Origin of the sequence: Sulfitobacter sp. BSw21498 (genome assembly GCF_006064855.1) — a bacterium.
GTDB lineage: Bacteria > Pseudomonadota > Alphaproteobacteria > Rhodobacterales > Rhodobacteraceae > Sulfitobacter.
Window position 1 is genome coordinate 244,139 of record NZ_CP040753.1, and the last position, 15,826, is coordinate 259,964.

At 58.3% G+C, this 15,826-nt stretch carries 15 protein-coding genes and 1 tRNA gene; 13 read left to right on the top strand and 3 right to left on the bottom strand.

Features of this window, described 5'->3' with window-relative positions; all coding sequences use genetic code 11:
* Positions 1-19 precede the first annotated feature (19 nt).
* The 6 genes from E5180_RS01350 (at position 20) to E5180_RS01375 (ending at position 7,074) form a co-directional block, all read left to right on the top strand.
* Positions 20-1,258 (top strand): aspartate kinase, encoded by a 1,239-nt coding sequence (locus E5180_RS01350; protein WP_138922815.1) that lies wholly within the window; start codon positions 20-22, stop codon positions 1,256-1,258.
* A gap of 161 nt (positions 1,259-1,419) precedes the next feature.
* Positions 1,420-3,681, top strand: coding sequence for a phosphoenolpyruvate--protein phosphotransferase (ptsP, locus tag E5180_RS01355; protein ID WP_138922816.1), 2,262 nt, complete (start codon positions 1,420-1,422; stop codon positions 3,679-3,681).
* A gap of 259 nt (positions 3,682-3,940) precedes the next feature.
* Positions 3,941-5,101, top strand: a complete 1,161-nt coding sequence (locus E5180_RS01360) for an iron-containing alcohol dehydrogenase (protein WP_138922817.1) — start codon at positions 3,941-3,943, stop codon at positions 5,099-5,101.
* On the top strand, positions 5,101-5,544 hold the full coding sequence (locus tag E5180_RS01365; protein WP_138922818.1) for an acyl-CoA thioesterase: 444 nt from the start codon (positions 5,101-5,103) through the stop codon (positions 5,542-5,544). The genes E5180_RS01360 and E5180_RS01365 overlap by 1 nt, the downstream gene beginning before the upstream one ends.
* Before the next feature lie 157 nt (positions 5,545-5,701).
* Positions 5,702-6,862 (top strand): glutamate 5-kinase, encoded by a 1,161-nt coding sequence (proB, locus tag E5180_RS01370; RefSeq protein ID WP_138922819.1) that lies wholly within the window; start codon positions 5,702-5,704, stop codon positions 6,860-6,862.
* A 138-nt stretch (positions 6,863-7,000) separates the two neighbouring features.
* Positions 7,001-7,074, top strand: a tRNA-Cys gene (locus E5180_RS01375).
* 116 nt (positions 7,075-7,190) lie between these two features.
* Here the strand turns inward: E5180_RS01375 and E5180_RS01380 are convergent.
* Entirely contained in the window at positions 7,191-7,673 is a 483-nt protein-coding gene (locus E5180_RS01380; RefSeq protein ID WP_138922820.1) for an Lrp/AsnC family transcriptional regulator, read from the bottom strand.
* Between the two features lie 183 nt (positions 7,674-7,856).
* Here E5180_RS01380 and hppD point away from each other — a divergent pair, with 183 nt between their 5' ends.
* From hppD to E5180_RS01405, 5 genes are all read left to right on the top strand, one after another.
* Positions 7,857-8,969: a 4-hydroxyphenylpyruvate dioxygenase gene (gene hppD, locus E5180_RS01385; protein WP_138922821.1), complete on the top strand. Its 1,113-nt coding sequence runs from the start codon at positions 7,857-7,859 to the stop codon at positions 8,967-8,969.
* Positions 8,966-9,322 (top strand): Rieske (2Fe-2S) protein, encoded by a 357-nt coding sequence (locus E5180_RS01390; RefSeq protein WP_138922822.1) that lies wholly within the window; start codon positions 8,966-8,968, stop codon positions 9,320-9,322. Before hppD ends, E5180_RS01390 begins: the two co-directional genes overlap by 4 nt.
* 229 nt (positions 9,323-9,551) lie before the next feature.
* Complete coding sequence (locus E5180_RS01395) at positions 9,552-10,205, top strand: protein-L-isoaspartate O-methyltransferase family protein (protein ID WP_138922823.1); 654 nt, start codon at positions 9,552-9,554, stop codon at positions 10,203-10,205.
* Positions 10,206-10,262: 57 nt separating this feature from the next.
* Positions 10,263-11,702 (top strand): TolC family outer membrane protein, encoded by a 1,440-nt coding sequence (locus tag E5180_RS01400; RefSeq protein ID WP_138922824.1) that lies wholly within the window; start codon positions 10,263-10,265, stop codon positions 11,700-11,702.
* Positions 11,703-11,776: 74 nt separating this feature from the next.
* Positions 11,777-12,808: a hypothetical protein gene (locus E5180_RS01405; protein WP_138922825.1), complete on the top strand. Its 1,032-nt coding sequence runs from the start codon at positions 11,777-11,779 to the stop codon at positions 12,806-12,808.
* 181 nt (positions 12,809-12,989) lie between these two features.
* On the opposite strand, the gene E5180_RS01410 is transcribed toward E5180_RS01405, so the two are convergent.
* The gene (locus E5180_RS01410; protein ID WP_093732380.1) at positions 12,990-13,310 is read right to left on the bottom strand and encodes a DUF6280 family protein; all 321 of its coding nucleotides are present in this window, start codon (positions 13,308-13,310) and stop codon (positions 12,990-12,992) included.
* Between the two features lie 221 nt (positions 13,311-13,531).
* On the opposite strand from E5180_RS01410, the gene efp reads away from it, so the two are divergent.
* The gene (gene efp / locus E5180_RS01415) at positions 13,532-14,095 is read left to right on the top strand and encodes an elongation factor P (protein WP_093732381.1); all 564 of its coding nucleotides are present in this window, start codon (positions 13,532-13,534) and stop codon (positions 14,093-14,095) included.
* A 228-nt stretch (positions 14,096-14,323) separates the two neighbouring features.
* Here the strand turns inward: efp and ygfZ are convergent, their stop codons facing one another.
* Entirely contained in the window at positions 14,324-15,067 is a 744-nt protein-coding gene (ygfZ, locus tag E5180_RS01420; RefSeq protein WP_138922826.1) for a CAF17-like 4Fe-4S cluster assembly/insertion protein YgfZ, read from the bottom strand.
* A 66-nt stretch (positions 15,068-15,133) separates the two neighbouring features.
* On the opposite strand from ygfZ, the gene E5180_RS01425 reads away from it, so the two are divergent.
* Positions 15,134-15,808, top strand: coding sequence for a TIGR04283 family arsenosugar biosynthesis glycosyltransferase (locus E5180_RS01425; RefSeq protein ID WP_138922827.1), 675 nt, complete (start codon positions 15,134-15,136; stop codon positions 15,806-15,808).
* Positions 15,809-15,826 lie beyond the last annotated feature (18 nt).

Genomic DNA, 15,826 nt, shown 5'->3' on the forward strand with positions numbered 1-15,826 from the left:
GTTTTGCAACGGGGGACATATGCCTGTTCTGGTGATGAAGTTTGGTGGCACGTCGGTGGCCACCTTGGACCGTATCCGCCGCGCGGCCAAACGCGTGGGCGTCGAAGTGGCCAAGGGCTATGACGTGATCGTCATCGTTTCTGCCATGTCGGGAAAGACGAACGAGCTGGTCGGCTGGGTAAACGAGACCTCTCCGATGTATGATGCGCGTGAATATGACGCTGTCGTGTCGTCCGGCGAGAACGTGACCGCAGGCCTGATGGCGTTGACGTTGCAGGAAATGGACGTGCCGGCGCGCAGCTGGCAGGGCTGGCAAGTGCCGGTCAAGACGACCTCGGCCCATTCGTCTGCGCGGATCGAAGACATTCCGCCTGCAAATATCATGACCAAATTTGGCGAGGGCATGCGCGTTGCGGTTGTCGCGGGCTTTCAGGGTGTCAGCCCCGAAGGACGGATCACCACGCTGGGGCGTGGCGGATCAGACACCACCGCGGTCGCCTTTGCCGCTGCCTTTGATGCAGAGCGTTGTGACATCTATACGGATGTGGACGGGGTTTACACCACCGACCCGCGGGTCAGTGCCAAGGCGCGTAAACTGGACAAGATCGCCTTTGAAGAGATGCTGGAACTGGCGTCGCTGGGGGCTAAGGTCCTGCAAACCCGGTCGGTTGAACTGGCTATGCGTTACAAGGTCAAGCTGCGTGTATTAAGCAGTTTTGAAGAACAATCAGACGAGGCTGGAACGCTGGTCTGCGCCGAGGAGGAAATTATGGAAAGCAATGTAGTATCCGGTATCGCGTTTTCGCGTGACGAAGCAAAGATGACGCTGGTTTCGGTGGCGGATCGCCCCGGCATTGCCGCCGCGATCTTTACCGCGCTCAGCGAAGGTGGCGTGAACGTCGATATGATCGTTCAGAATATATCGGAAGAGGGGCGCACGGATATGACGTGGTCCTGCCCTGTCGACCAGATCAAGCGTGCGCAGGCGGCGATAGATACCGCAAAAGCCTCGGGTGAGCTCAACTTTGACGATCTGATCGCGGACACAGATGTTGCCAAAGTGTCGGTCGTGGGCATCGGCATGCGCAGCCACACCGGCGTTGCGGCCAAGATGTTCCAAGTGCTGTCGAACGAGGGCGTGAACATCAAGGTCATCACAACTTCCGAGATCAAAATCTCTGTGCTGATCGACCGCAAATACATGGAGCTGGCCGTTCAGGCGCTGCATGACGCGTTCGAACTCGACAAAGCTGCTTAAATCGCAGGCGTATCGCCCGTGTGGATCGCTGCGTTTTCCCGCCTCGGGGGAAAACGCATCTTCCTGCCCCAAAAAGCAGATGATAGATGTCTATGATAACAGGCGTTTCATTTTCGACGCGCCTGTGATCTAAGCTGGCATCGCCGGGGGGAAATGATCGCATGGCTGATGGGATAGAGACAGAAAGCCGCAAGCTGCTGGGGCGTCTGCGCGATGCCATGGCCAGTGATGACGCAGGGCAGGCGCGGCTGGATAAGATCACGCATCTGATTGCGTCTTCGATGGGCTGCGAAGTCTGCTCTATCTACCTTTTCCGCGACGAAGACACGCTGGAACTCTGCGCGACCGAAGGGCTGAAAGCCGACGCGGTTCACGAAACGCGCATGAAGATGGGCGAAGGCCTGGTCGGTCGCGTCGCCAAGCGCAAACGTATCATAAACACACCTAACGCGCCCCAGGCCCCCGGTTTCCGGTTCATGCCTGAAACCGGCGAAGAGCTGTATTCGAGCTTTCTGGGTATACCGGTGCAGCGCTTGGGTGAAATGCTGGGCGTTCTGGTTGTCCAATCCAAAGCTGCCCGCGAATTTTCAGCCGACGAAGTTTACGCGCTGGAAGTGGTCGCCATGGTGCTGGCCGAGATGACCGAACTGGGGGCCTTTGTCGGCGAGGGGGCCGCGATGTCGGCGCGCCACAGTCAGCCGGTCCTGCTGCGCGGCACCGTTGCCCAAGAAGGCGTCGCCGAAGGCCACGTCTGGCTGCACGAACCACGCGTCGTTGTGTCAAAGTTGGTGGCGGATGACCCCGTGATTGAAACCGCCCGCCTGAACGAAGCCGTCGACGATCTACGCGTCAGCGTCGATCAGATGATGGCGATGGCGGGGGGCGACAAGGACCAGCAGCAAGTGCTTGAAGCCTACCGCATGTTCGCCAACTCCAAAGGTTGGTTGCGTCGGATGGAGGAAGACATCGGCCGCGGTCTGTCCGCCGAGGCGGCTGTCGAAAAAGAACAATCCTTGGCACGGGCCCGTATGGGGCAAGCGAGCGACGCCTACCTGCGCGAACGGCTGTCCGATCTGGATGACCTGAGCAACCGTTTGCTGCGTATTTTGACCGGGCAGGGGTCAAACACCGGCGCAGAGATGCCTGCCGACCCAATTTTGGTGGCGCGTAATATCGGACCGGCGGAACTGCTGGAATATGGTCGCTCTCTGCGCGGTATCGTGTTGGAAGGTGGATCGGTCGGCAGCCATGCCGCGATTGTCGCGCGGGCGCTGGCGATTCCGCTGATCGTTCATGCCGCGCGCGTGACCAATGACGCGCTAAACGGTGACCGGATCATGGTCGATGGTGAACAAGGCGTGGTGCACCTGCGCCCCGATGAAACCGTCGCCTCTGCGTTTCGTGACAAGATTGCGATGCAGGCCGAGGCGCAGGAACGCTATGCCTCGATCCGCGACAAAGCAGCGATTACCAAATGCGGCACCACGGTCGGTCTACATATGAATGCGGGGCTGATGGCTGACTTGCCCTCGCTGGAGGGGTCGGGGGCCGAAGGGGTGGGGCTGTTCCGCACCGAGCTGCAGTTCCTTGTACGCAGCAAGATGCCCAAACGGTCCGAGCTGTCGGCGTTGTACAGCCGTGTGCTGGATGCTGCGACTGGCAAGCGCGTGGTTTTCCGGACGCTGGACATCGGGTCGGACAAAGTGCTGCCCTATATGAAGCCCAACGACGAACCGAACCCCGCGCTGGGGTGGCGTGCGATCCGCGTGGGGCTAGACAAACCGGGTATGATGCGGATGCAGTTGCAAGCGTTGATCCGGGCCGCAAACGGACGCCCGCTGTCGGTGATGTTTCCCTTTGTCGCGCAGTTCGAAGAATACCGCGCCGCCCGCGCCGAGATGGACAAGACGCTTGCCCGCGAGGCCCGTTTGGGTCACGTGCTGCCCTCGCAGATCGAAGTGGGGGCGATGCTGGAAACTCCATCGCTCGCCTTTGCCCCGACCAAGTTCTTCGAAGAGGTCGAGTTCCTGTCGATCGGTGGCAACGATCTCAAGCAGTTCTTTTTCGCTGCCGACCGCGAGAATGAACTCGTGCGCCGCCGCTATGACACGTTGAACGTCAGCTTCCTGACCTTTCTCGAAATCATCGTTGGCCGCTGCCGTGAAACCGGAACACCGTTGTCGTTTTGCGGCGAGGATGCGGGCCGTCCGGTGGAGGCACTGTGTTTTGCCGCGATCGGGATAACCACGCTCTCCATGCGCCCTGCCTCTATCGGGCCGGTCAAAAGCATGTTGCTGCGGTCTGATCTGAGCGAAATCCGCGAGGTCATCTATGCCGCGCGGGATCGTGGAGACCAGTCGGTCCGCCCCGCGGTGATGGAATATCTGCGCAGCCAAACCAACGACGTGCGCCGCCTGCCGTAGCGGTCTGCGCCGGTAGGGTCTAAAGCAGCAATAAGGCCGGATTTATCCATTGGGCTGCAAGGATGTGCATCGACAGGCGCACCCCTGACGTAGATTTCTGCAAAGGTGACACGGGCGGCCATATATCGCAGCCCCAGTTTCGCAGAGCGAAAAAAGAAACCGAAATAGTGGCTATGCGCGTGCGGCTTTATTCCCTTTAATGCCTTTAAATCGCAGCGCGGAGGAAAGCTGCGGGCAGCTATGGGAGAAGCGCGGGCATATGAACCCTTTTGTATTCAACACCACCAAATCCGTCGTATTCGAAAACGGAGCCGCCGTGCGTATCGCGGAGTTGGCAGGCAGTCTGCTGGGCAAGGCCTGCCTGCTGATCACGGACCCCGGTTTGCGCCAGCTTGGTCTATGTGAGCCTTGCATCGACGCGCTGGAAAAAGCGGGTCATCAGGTCACCATCTTTGACAAGGTAGAGGCGGACCCCTCGCGCGAGACATTGATGCGCGCAGTCGAGGCAGGGCGGTCAGCAGGGGCCACGGGTGTGATCGGCTTTGGCGGCGGATCATCGCAAGACGTGGCCAAGCTTGTGGCGCTTCTGCTTGGCTCTGACGAGGATCTGGATGCCGCTTGGGGGGTAGGGCAGGCCAAGGGGCCGCGCTTGCCACTGGTGTTGATCCCCACAACCGCTGGTACCGGATCAGAGGTCACGCCCGTGTCGATCATCACCGTCGGCGCAGAGGAAAAGCGCGGCGTGTCGTCGCCTGTGATCCTGCCTGACATGGCCATTCTGGACGCGTCCCTGACGGTTGGACTGCCTGCGCCGATTACGGCGGCAACGGGGGTTGATGCGATGGTCCACGCGATTGAATCCTATGCGTCGGTCAATGCGAACAACAACCCCGTGTCCAAGCTGCTCGCCCGCGAAGCCTTGCGTTTGCTTGGGGCCAATATCGAAGCCGTGGTGGCCGACGGCAGCAATGTCGACGCCCGCGGTGCAATGTTGTTGGGGTCCATGCTGGCGGGTCAGGCCTTTGCCAATTCGCCGGTCGCGGCGGTGCATGCGCTGGCCTATCCCATCGGCGGCACCTTTCACATCCCGCACGGACTTTCCAATGCGCTGGTGCTGCCTCATGTACTGCGCTTTAACGCGCCACACGCCGGCAGCGTCTACGCCGAGATCGCCGCAGATGCTTTCCCCGCACTGGCAGAGGTGGAGGGCAGTCAGGCCCGCACAGAAGCCTTTATCAATGCGCTCTCAGAGCTTTCGGCCAAGCTCGGGCTTCCCCAGCGTCTGCGCGACGTGGATATTCCACAAAGTGCGATCCCAAAGATGGCCGAAGATGCGATGGTGCAGGCGCGTTTGCTGGTCAATAATCCGCGCGACGTCACGCAGGCCGACGCTCATGCGATCTATGAGGCGGCTTGGTAATGGCCCCTCGCGCACCTGCCGCAACCCGGGCTGATTATGCTGATTTCTATCCGCTGCAGACCCGCTGGAACGACAATGACGCTTATGGGCATATGAACAACGTCGTCCACTACGCGCTGTTTGATACGGCCGTGAATGGCTGGTTGATCGAACGCGGACTGTTGGATCCGCAGACCAGCCCTGTGTTCGGGCTCGTGGTTGAAACCGGCTGTCGATACTTTGGGGAAATGAAATTCCCTGACCGTGTAACCGCAGGTTTACGGGTGGCGCAGCTTGGCAAAAGTTCTGTGCGGATGGAGCTGGGGTTGTTTAAAAATGACGACGACACGGCCTCTGCCGAAGGGTTCTTTGTGCATGTCTACGTGGGGCGCGAAGACCATCGTCCGACTGAAATTCCCAGCCTGACCCGTAGCGCGCTAGAGGGGCTGCAAACCACCTCTTAAGCGTGGCGTAATCCCGCGCGTTCAGGCTTGGCGGTTGCAAGTGCTTGGTGTCCACATGTTATACATCACCGAATCACAGTGTCTTTCTGCATCGCGGCATTTCGTGCCGCGTGCGATGACGCATTGAAATTTAACAATAAACCGGAGAAATCTCCTCGTGTCCAAGAAGAAACGTATCGTCGTTAAAATCGGATCCAGCTTACTGGCCAATGAAGAAAAGCTGACATTGCGCTATGCTTTCATGAACGGTCTCATGGCGGATTTGGGGGACCTTCAGGACCAGGGCTACGAGATCATCCTGACCTCTTCAGGGTCGGTCGCGCTTGGCCTGAACATGATCGGCAAACGCCCCGAGGAAGCCGGTATTCTGGACAAGCAAGCCGCTGCCGCCTGTGGCCAGCCGCTGCTGATGAATGCCTATCGTCAGGTTGCGAATGAATATAACTTTGACGTGGCACAGATGCTGGTGACCGTCGAAGACATGGAAGAACGCCGCCGCTTTTTGAACATCAAGAACACCATGCTGCGGCTGTTTGAAAACCAGATCCTTCCCATCATCAACGAAAACGACTCCATCGCCACGCGCGATCTGAAAGTGGGGGACAACGACCGTCTCTCGGCCAAGGTCGCCCAGATGGTCGAAGCGGATCACCTGATCATTCTGACCAGCGTCGAAGGCCTGTATGACCGCGATCCGTCGGAACCCGGCGCGCAGTTCATCGAAGAAATCGAGGACGTGTCCGAGCACCTCGAATCCACCAAGAGCATCAGCGAATTGGGCAGCGGCGGCATGTTGACCAAAATGCTGGCGGCCAATATGGCGCAAAACGCCGGGGTCGAGACGATCATCGCCGACGGCATCATCGAACGTCCGATTTCGTCCGTTCTGAACCGCGAACGCCGCCATACGCGCTGTCTGGCCTCGGGGAGGGGTGCTTCGCCTTTGATGATCTGGCTCAGCAACCGTTTGCAGGTCGCCGGTACACTTGTTGTATCCGACGATGCTGTCCGTGCGATCACCGCCAAGGAGCGCGGCTTGCAACGTGATGACCTGGTGTCGATCCAAGGCGAGTTTTCGAAAGGGGACGTGCTGCACGTCTATGACGAGCAGGGCAACGAGTTCGCACGTGGTCTGACCAACTTCTCCTCCGAAGAGACGATCTTGATGGCGCGGAACCCCGAAATGGAGATCGAGGACGTCATCGGCTACAAGACCAAAAGCGCGATTGTCGGTGTGGAAAACATTCTGATCCTTGAGGATCACCACTTGCAAATCGACGCACCGGAAGAAGGCGATAAGCCGGTCATCTCGGTTTAACTGACCCTTGGACGGCGGGAGATATTTTTCCCGCCGTTTTGCTCTAAACTGGGCTAGACATTTCCCACAAAAATCGGGATAAGCGCCAAACGCATTCGGGCCCACGGTCCGAATGATCGCCGCCACCAAGGCGGCCGAGGCGAGTTGGCGGAGTGGTTACGCAGCGGATTGCAAATCCGTGTACAGGAGTTCGATTCTCCTACTCGCCTCCATTTATTTTCAAACACTTAAGTTAAAAACCTCAGTTGGGTGCCAGTATTGGCAGGGCAATCTATTGTTGCGTCTGGGTGATCTTTTCGGGCGCGAGGGCTGCGGTAGCACTCCAGTGCTAGCGCGCTGATGCGGGAAGCTGTGCAAGATCAACGCCCGGGGCGTCTTTGAGCGTTCTAAGCACAATCTCCGACCTTACCTGCGCTACAAGTTCATGCGGCAGCAAATGTTCGTGTATGAAGCGTGCAAAGCTCTCTAGGTCCGGGGTGCGCAGATCGAGGATATAGTCCGCATCCCCAGAGACGGAGAAGGCGGCGCGGACTTCAGGGTGGCGGGCGATAAAGCTGGCAAAGCCACTTTCGTTATTGCCACCGTGGCTGCGCAAATTGACGCGCACGATCGCGCGTAGTCCAAAGCCCAGCCGGTCCGCATTTAACCGTGCAGAGTATCCGGAAATAAGCTGCGCCGCCTCGAGCGCCGCACGTCGCCGCGAGCATTGCGACGGGGAAAGGTTCACCATTTCTGAAAGAGCGGTGTTGGTCAGCGCTCCGTCCTGCTGGAGCGCCCTGAGTATTGCGATATCGAATCCGTCTAGCGACATAATAGCCTATCTTTTTGCCTGCTTCGTGCAGCTTGAACATAAGATATATTGCTAAGGTACGCTAATGCCCACTTTGATGCAATTTTTGTGTAAAGTCTCCTGCAATTCACGCCTAGTATGCACGCACCATGCGCGGACGCTGATGCACAATGGATTCAACTAATACTTGGAGGAGTTTGCACCATGGGACCGTTCCCACACGACGCGCCAAAGGCCACTATTTCCGATCAGAACCCTGCAGGGACTGATGGGTTTTCATTCGTCGAGTTTGCGCACCGCGATCCGGACGTTCTAGACAAGCTGTTTCGCCAGATGGGCTTTGTTCCAGTGGCCAAGCATAAATCCAAGGACATCACGATCTACCGCCAAGGCGATATTACCTATTTGCTGAACGCAGAGAAAACCGGACACGCTGCCGAGTTTGTAGAAGAACATGGCCCCTGTGCCCCCGCCATGGGCTGGCGTGTCGTGGACGCGCAACATGCGCTTAAACGTGCTGTCGATCTGGGGGCGAAGGAATACACCGGTGACGGTAAGGCGATAGAGGCACCTGCCGTTTACGGTATTGGCGGATCGCTGCTGTATTTCATCGACACATATGGTGAAGATGGCAGTGCCTTTCATGCTGACTACGATTGGCTTGGTGAAGTTGATCCGCGCCCCGAAGGGTTTGGGTTCTACTATCTCGACCATCTGACCCACAATGTGATCCGCGGCAATATGGACACGTGGTACCGGTTTTATGCCGATACCTTCAATTTCAAGGAAATCCGGTTTTTTGACATCAAGGGAAAGCAGACGGGTTTGACCAGCCGCGCGCTGACCTCGCCGGATGGTAAAATCCGCATCCCCATTAACGAAAGTGCGGATGATAACAGCCAGATCGAGGAATACCTGCGCGAATATAAAGGCGAGGGCATCCAGCATATCGCAATTGCTTCTGATGACATCTACGGCGGCACTGAAAAGATCGCGGATGCAGGGCTGGGGTTCATGCCAGGGCCGCCCGCGACCTACTACGAAATGAGCCGCGCCCGCGTGAAAGGCCACCAAGAGCCGATCGATCAGATGCAGAAACGCGGTATTTTGATTGATGGCGAAGGGGTTGTGGGCGGGGGCGAAACCCGCGTGCTGCTGCAGATTTTCTCTAAAACCGTGATTGGCCCGATTTTCTTCGAATTTATCCAGCGTAAGGGGGATGACGGGTTCGGCGAGGGCAACTTCCGCGCTTTGTTTGAATCTATCGAAGAAGATCAGGTTCGTCGTGGGGTCTTGCAAGCTGCCCCGGTGGAATGATCTGGACGGATCTATCCACGGCCCCGACCCTCGGCACCTGCGTCGCGCGCGCGGCGGATGTGACCGGGGTTGCCGCAATGACGCTTACGACAGCAGCAGGGGATTTCCCCCTGTTGCTGGTACGGCGAGGCGATCAGGTGATTGCCTTTGTTAACATGTGCCCGCATCAGTTCTTGCCTCTCGATTATCGCGCAAGGCAGATACTGTCCGCAGATGGCCAAAAGCTGATGTGCAGCGCCCATGGTGCGATGTTTGACGCTGGAACCGGCGAAGGTATCGGGGGCGAAGGCCTTGGCTGCCGCTTGATACCAGTTCCGGTGTCGCAGGCGTCTGGCCAGATCGTGATTGGGTGATCTGAGCTATTGTCCGCGCTTTCGAGACCGCTGGCGAGGGGCAATCGCCCCCAGTCTTCGTGTGCGAGGGATAACGGCGCTGTGCGGACCAGCTATGGCATCCGCCCTGTTTTGACCCTATTGTTCGCCCAGCAGGGAAAATTGCACCCCTTAAACGCACTGACCGTTGCCCGACAGGCGGGTATATGGCATTCCATAAGACATATAACCGAACGAAAGAGTTTAGCTGATGACAGATTTCACAGCCCGCCGCACCATGATGGTTGATACTCAGGTGCGCCCTTCGGATGTTACCAAGTTCCCGATCATTGATGCGATGTTGAAAGTGGCGCGCGAAGATTATGTGCCCGCCGCCCGTCGCGAGGCCGCCTATCTGGGGGAAAACATCAGCTTGGGCGAGGGACGTGTCGTGCTAGAGCCGCGCACATTGGCCAAAATGCTGGACGGGCTCGGGATCGAGAATGACGAACTGGTGCTCGATATCGGTTGTGGCTACGGCTATTCCTCTGCGGTGATCGCGCATATGGCCGAAGCTGTGGTCGCCGTGGAAGCGGACGAGCAGATGGCGAAAGAAGCGCAGGAAACGCTGATCAACGCCGACATCGACAACGTTATTGTGCACACCGGCGCGCTTGCAGACGGTGCACAGCAGCATGGGCCCTATGATGTGATGATCGTGCAGGGCGGCGTTGCAGAAGTGCCAGAGGCGCTGTTGGCGCAGCTTAAGAACGGTGGGCGGATTGCCTGCCTGTTCATGGAGGGCCCCTTGGGCGAGGTACGCCTGGGATATAAAAGTGATCATGGCATCAGCTGGCGCAAAAGCTTTAATGCCGCAGCCCCGCTGCTGAATGGGTTTACCCGCGCGAAAGAATTTCAGCTATAAGATAATATAACTGCCGCGCATGACGGCAGAAGCAGTGACACCGATGGAGTGTGAAATATGATGAATACAGGCAAGATGCGGTCCGTCCGCAGTATAATGGTGGCGTCCTGCGTTGGGTTGGGGTTGATGGCTCCGATGGCGGCACAGTCGGAAACACTGGCTGATGCGCTGGTCGGGGCCTATAACAACTCCGGTCTGCTGGACCAGAACCGCGCCGTGCTGCGTGCTGCCGACGAAGACGTGGCCATCGCCAAATCCGTGCTCAAGCCGGTGCTGCAATGGACGGGAAACCTGACGAAATCGTATAACCGGTCGGTCAGCGGGGGCACCAGCACTCTTTCAACGGGTTTCAGAAACTCCACCAATTCCCTCACCACGTCGGTCAACCTCGTGGCATCGCTGCTTGTCTATGACTTTGGCGCATCGCGCTATTCGATCGAAGCGGCCAAAGAAACCGTGCTGGCCACCCGCGAAACATTGGTCAGTGCCGAACAACAGATCCTGCTGCGCGCTGTCGACGCCTATATGAGCGTGATCCAGACGCAACAGCTTGTGTCGCTTCGGGAAAACAACGTGCGCGTCCTGACGCAGGAATTGCGCGCCGCGCGGGATCGTTTTGAAGTGGGTGAAGTAACGCGTACCGACGTCTCTCTCGCAGAGGCAGAGCTGGCAGCCGCACGCAGCAATCTTGCGGGTGCGCAGGGCGATTTCATCAGTGCCAAGGCCTATTACAAAGTGGCCGTGGGCACGAACCCCGGTCGTCTTAGCCCGCCGCCACGCTTGCCAAGCGTGTCTAATAGTATCGCGACAGCCAAGGCACTGGCTGTGCGGCAACACCCCGATATCTTGTCCGTGCAACACCAGGTCGCTGCCGCTGATTTGCTGGTGCGCAGCAATGAATCCAGCTTGAAGCCACGGGTGTCGCTGCAAGGGGCCTATGGCTTGACCGAAACCTTCAGCTCCGAAGCTTCTACGCGCAGTGGATCGGTGGGGGTTCAGGTCGGGCAGACGATCTATCAGGGCGGGGCCTTGTCCGCCGGTGTGCGCAAAAGCCAAGCGCAACGTGACGCGCAACGCGGCAACCTGCATGTGGTGGCCAAGGATGTTGAACGTGCGGTAAGCGATGCCTATGCGGGGCTCGCCTCGGCGCGGGCACAGATCGAAGCATCGCAGCGGCAGGTTAGCGCGGCACAGATCGCTTTCGACGGTATCCGCGAAGAAGCAAGCTTGGGCGCACGCACGACGCTGGATGTGCTGGACGCTGAGCAATCCTTGCTTGATGCACGCTCTGCCCGCGTTTCGGCGCAGTCACAGCTCTATGTTGCCGCCTATTCCGTGCTGGCGGCAACCGGACAGTTGACCGCGCAGGACCTCAAGCTGCCCGTACAGATCTATGACCCCTCGGCGTACTACAATCTAGTCAAGGATGGTCCAACGAAACTCTCGAAAGAGGGTAAGCAGTTGGACCGTGTCTTGCGGGCGCTGCAAAAAGACTGACATTTTCACCACCCCCATTGTGACAAGACAACCTTCGGGTTAGACTATTTGCAAAGAACGAGTGGTGATTGATTATGTCCGAAACCGTCACAAACGCAGAGGTCGAAGACGTCCTGTCTTCGATCCGCCGTCTGGTCTCCGAGGATCGCAAGCCGGCGCAAAAAGCGCCCGAAAAGCCTGCTATTGAAGAGAAATTGGTGCTCACGCCGTCATTGCGCGTCTCGAACGATACGCCAGTGGCGGCGCAGCCAAAGGCCGCGCCCCCTCAGGTGCACGAAGTGGTCCAGCAGCGGTCTGCCTCCTATCAAGAGGCCATGCAAGAGATCGAGTCAGGCGAGGAAGAAGAGCCCTCCGCCTCTGATCGCAATCAAGTTGCAGAAGATTTTAAGTTTATTTCCGGACGCGAGCCGCGCTTTCGGGCGCAGTTTTCGACCCCCACGGGTGATGATCATCTGCAGGATACCTCGGAACCATCGCGCAAGCTGGCCTTTAGTGCGCCACGCGCTGCGGCCTATTCTGCCGACATGCTCAACCTCGGGACGTCCGAGCTGGTGGAAGACGTACCTCCCACGCCGGACCGGCTCAGCGCCAAGATCGCCGCGCTTGAAACGGCAATCAGCCGCATTCCGGAAAATTGGGAGCCTGACGAGCCGGGCAAGAGCGACTATTCCGGCAGCGAAGATCCGGCGATGGCGTGGGAAGACGACTTGGAGTTCGACGCAACTGGTGCCCTGGTTTCGGATACCGTGAAAGAGCCTGACTATGACGCACTGCAAAACGACAGCATCGGCTGGGTCGATACAGCTGGGTCGTCCACCGAACCCGACGAGCGCGTTGTCGATAGCCCTTTTGCCGCGCGGGTAACGGCGGCGGATGCTGCCGTCGAGGATACCACTGATGAACCGGCGGCTGCAGCGCAGGACGATGATGCGACATCTGGTTTTGCCGCAGATGAATATCTGGATGAAAAGATGCTGCGCGACTTGGTGTCAGAAATCGTGCGCAGCGAGCTTCAGGGTGCTTTGGGTGAACGGATCACGCGCAACGTTCGCAAGCTGGTACGGCGCGAGATTCACCGGGCACTGACCTCGCAGGACCTTGAGTAACAACTCTGCACGCGCCTCACAGCGCTTGGGCTTGGGCTTAGAATGGGCAGGGCAGTGCGCCTTGCCCTTTTTCGTTTGTGGGGCAGGGAGGTCGGTGCTACTCAATCCGTCGATATAAATGGCAGACATAAAAAAACGCGGCCCGTGGGCCGCGTCTTTTTGTTCAAACTTTAGGCAGTCTTCAGGCAGCTTCGGCCTGTTGCGCGGCGTGGCGACGCTCTGACTCTTCGCGGGACAGGGCAACGGATGTCCGAATGCCTTTGCCAACAAAGTCCATCAGACCTTCGACAACACGCTCGTTGGGGTCAATGCCGGCGCAGCTCAATACTTCGCGGCCATCGCGGGAGCGGGCCCAACGGGCAATCTGTTCTGGACCGTTGCCGTATTTCTTGTCATCGGCAATCGCGTCGTCCAATGCAGCCAGTACCACAGCTGCGAAAAGTTTGCGGGCACGGTTGCCTTGTTCATTGTTAAAGGCAGTGCCATCAACGAAATCTTTCATCTCGTCGTCCTTTCTATTATTCTTGCTCTTGTCATTTAGGCGTAGGCCTCCTTATGACCGAAAGAGCTCGATTCGGATACACCTTTATTGCATAGCACGCATGCGTCTTTCGCATAGCTTTTCGCTGTTGCAGCATCGGGTGCGCTGTCTTGCGGGGGTCGACGTTGATATATATAGGTCGGGCCAATCACTCTTCAACTTTAAGGCTACGGTGCTGATACATGCCAAAGATTAACGGGAACGAAATTCGGCCAGGAAATGTGCTTGAGCATAACGGTGGTCTGTGGGCGGCGGTCAAGGTCGATCACGTCAAACCGGGCAAGGGTGGTGCCTTTGCTCAGGTCGAAATGCGCAACCTTCGGAACGGGTCGAAATTGAACGAACGCTTCCGCAGCGCTGATAAGGTTGAAAAGGTCCGCCTAGAGCAAAAAGACCAACAATTCCTGTATGAAGACGCAGGTATGCTGGTTCTGATGGACACCGAAACATACGAGCAAGTGCAGCTTTCTGCAGAGCTTTTGGGCGAACGCCGTCCCTTCCTTCAAGACGGTATGATGGTTGTCGTGGAGTATCACGAGGAAGAAGCGCTTAACGCTTCCTTGCCCCAGAAAGTGACCTGCAAAATTGTCGAGACAGAGCCGGTCGTCAAAGGCCAGACTGCGGCGAATTCTTTCAAGCCAGCGATCCTGGATAACGGCGTCAAAGTGATGGTCCCGCCCTTCGTCGGTCAGGACGAAGATATCATCGTGAACACCGAAACGATGGAATATTCCGAACGCGCCTAAGCTTTGATGTGACGCTACGTCATAGCTTCGCTGCACTGCAGAGCCCCGGTGATGCCGGGGCTCTTTTGCGTTGTGCAAGCGGCGTGAATGCCGACCGACATGGGGTGAAACGTTTGCGAAACGGGTGTTTGTTGCTAATTTGCAACTAAATAGACGGTGTGCCTACGCCCTTGCTTTAGACTGCCTGAAATTTGCGCAAAGCGGTCGGCCGGTGTGGCATCCGCCGCCCTAGCCGTCGGTCACCATCGTCACGGTGGCGTCGCCGGCCTGCATCGCGGCTGTGGCACGGTCATAGCGTAGGTACGCCAGTGCGTGCGTGCCGGTGCGGGTAAAGATCGTCCCGGCGGGCTTGCCGTCCGCAGTGATGGCGGTGCCTTTTTCAACGGGGGCGCTAATCTCGACTTGGGCCAGCCCTTTGCGCAATTCGGTTTTGTGCTTCATGCGGGCGGTGACCTCTTGCCCGACATAGCAGCCCTTGCGGAAATCGACGCCATTCAGTCGCTCGAACCCCATCTCGAGGATAAAGCTGTCCGGGGTCAGCTCTGCGCCGCACTCGGGGATCATATAGGTGACGCGCAGGGCATCCCAGTCGGTCGTATCATCCTCTTGCGGCATGTCGCGGTAGGCGCGCCAGCCCATGCGGGCGTCGCGGGGGTCGGTATAGGACCCCTCGGGCGCGTCTTCTCGGCCACGGTGCAGATACAGGCCGGTCGCGTCGATGGTGACGTCGGCGCGCAGCTTGTACAGCGTCAGACGCTGCACCAGCGCGTCGGCATCGGCCTCGGCAACGTCCAACAGCACGGCATCGCCGTCCGCCGAAAGAAAGAAATCGGTGACGAATTTGCCCTGTGGCGTCAGGATCGCGGCGTAGATCGGGCCCTGATCCAGCTTGCGGATATCGTTGGTAACGAGGCCTTGCAGAAAGTCGCGGGTGTCGGGGCCTGATAGTCTCAGGATGCGGCGGCTGGTCATATCGCTTGTCCTTTCAATGATTAACATGACATATAACAGCGCAATTCGAAGCTGAAAGGGGCAACCATGCGCGCGCCTATATCTGTTGTCATTCCCACCTTGAATGCCGAAGCGCCCCTGACCGATTGCCTCACCGCCCTGATGGAGGGGTTGGACGCGGGTCTTATCCGCGAGCTGATCATCAGCGACGGGGGCTCGGATGACATGACCCTGACATTGGCGGAAGCTTGGGGCGCAGAGATCGTGGCTGGTACGCCGTCGCGCGGCGGGCAATTGCAGCGCGGCTGTGCCAAGGCGAAAGCGGAATGGTTGTTGGTGCTCCACGCTGATACCCGGCTTGCACCGGGGTGGACGGGGCCAGTCATTGCACATCTGCGTGGTGAAAAGGCAGGCTGGTTCCAGCTTCAGTTCGATCAGGGCGGGCTTGCGGGCAAGGCGGTGGCGGCTTGGGCCAACCTGCGCAGCCGTCTGGGGCTGCCCTACGGAGATCAGGGGCTGTTGCTGCCGCGACGTTTGTACCAGTCCGTGGGGGGCTATCCCGATCAGCCGCTGATGGAGGATGTGGCCCTTGTGCGCGCCTTGCGCGGGCAGCTGGTGGGGCTAGAGGTCACAGCGGTGACGTCGGCGGATAAATATATGCGCCAAGGTTGGCTACGGCGCGGGTCGCGGAACCTTTGGACGTTGATCCGTTATTTCGCAGGGGTCGCCCCGGCCAGACTGGCCGAGGGATATGCTAAGTAGTCAGCGTCGCCGCCTAGG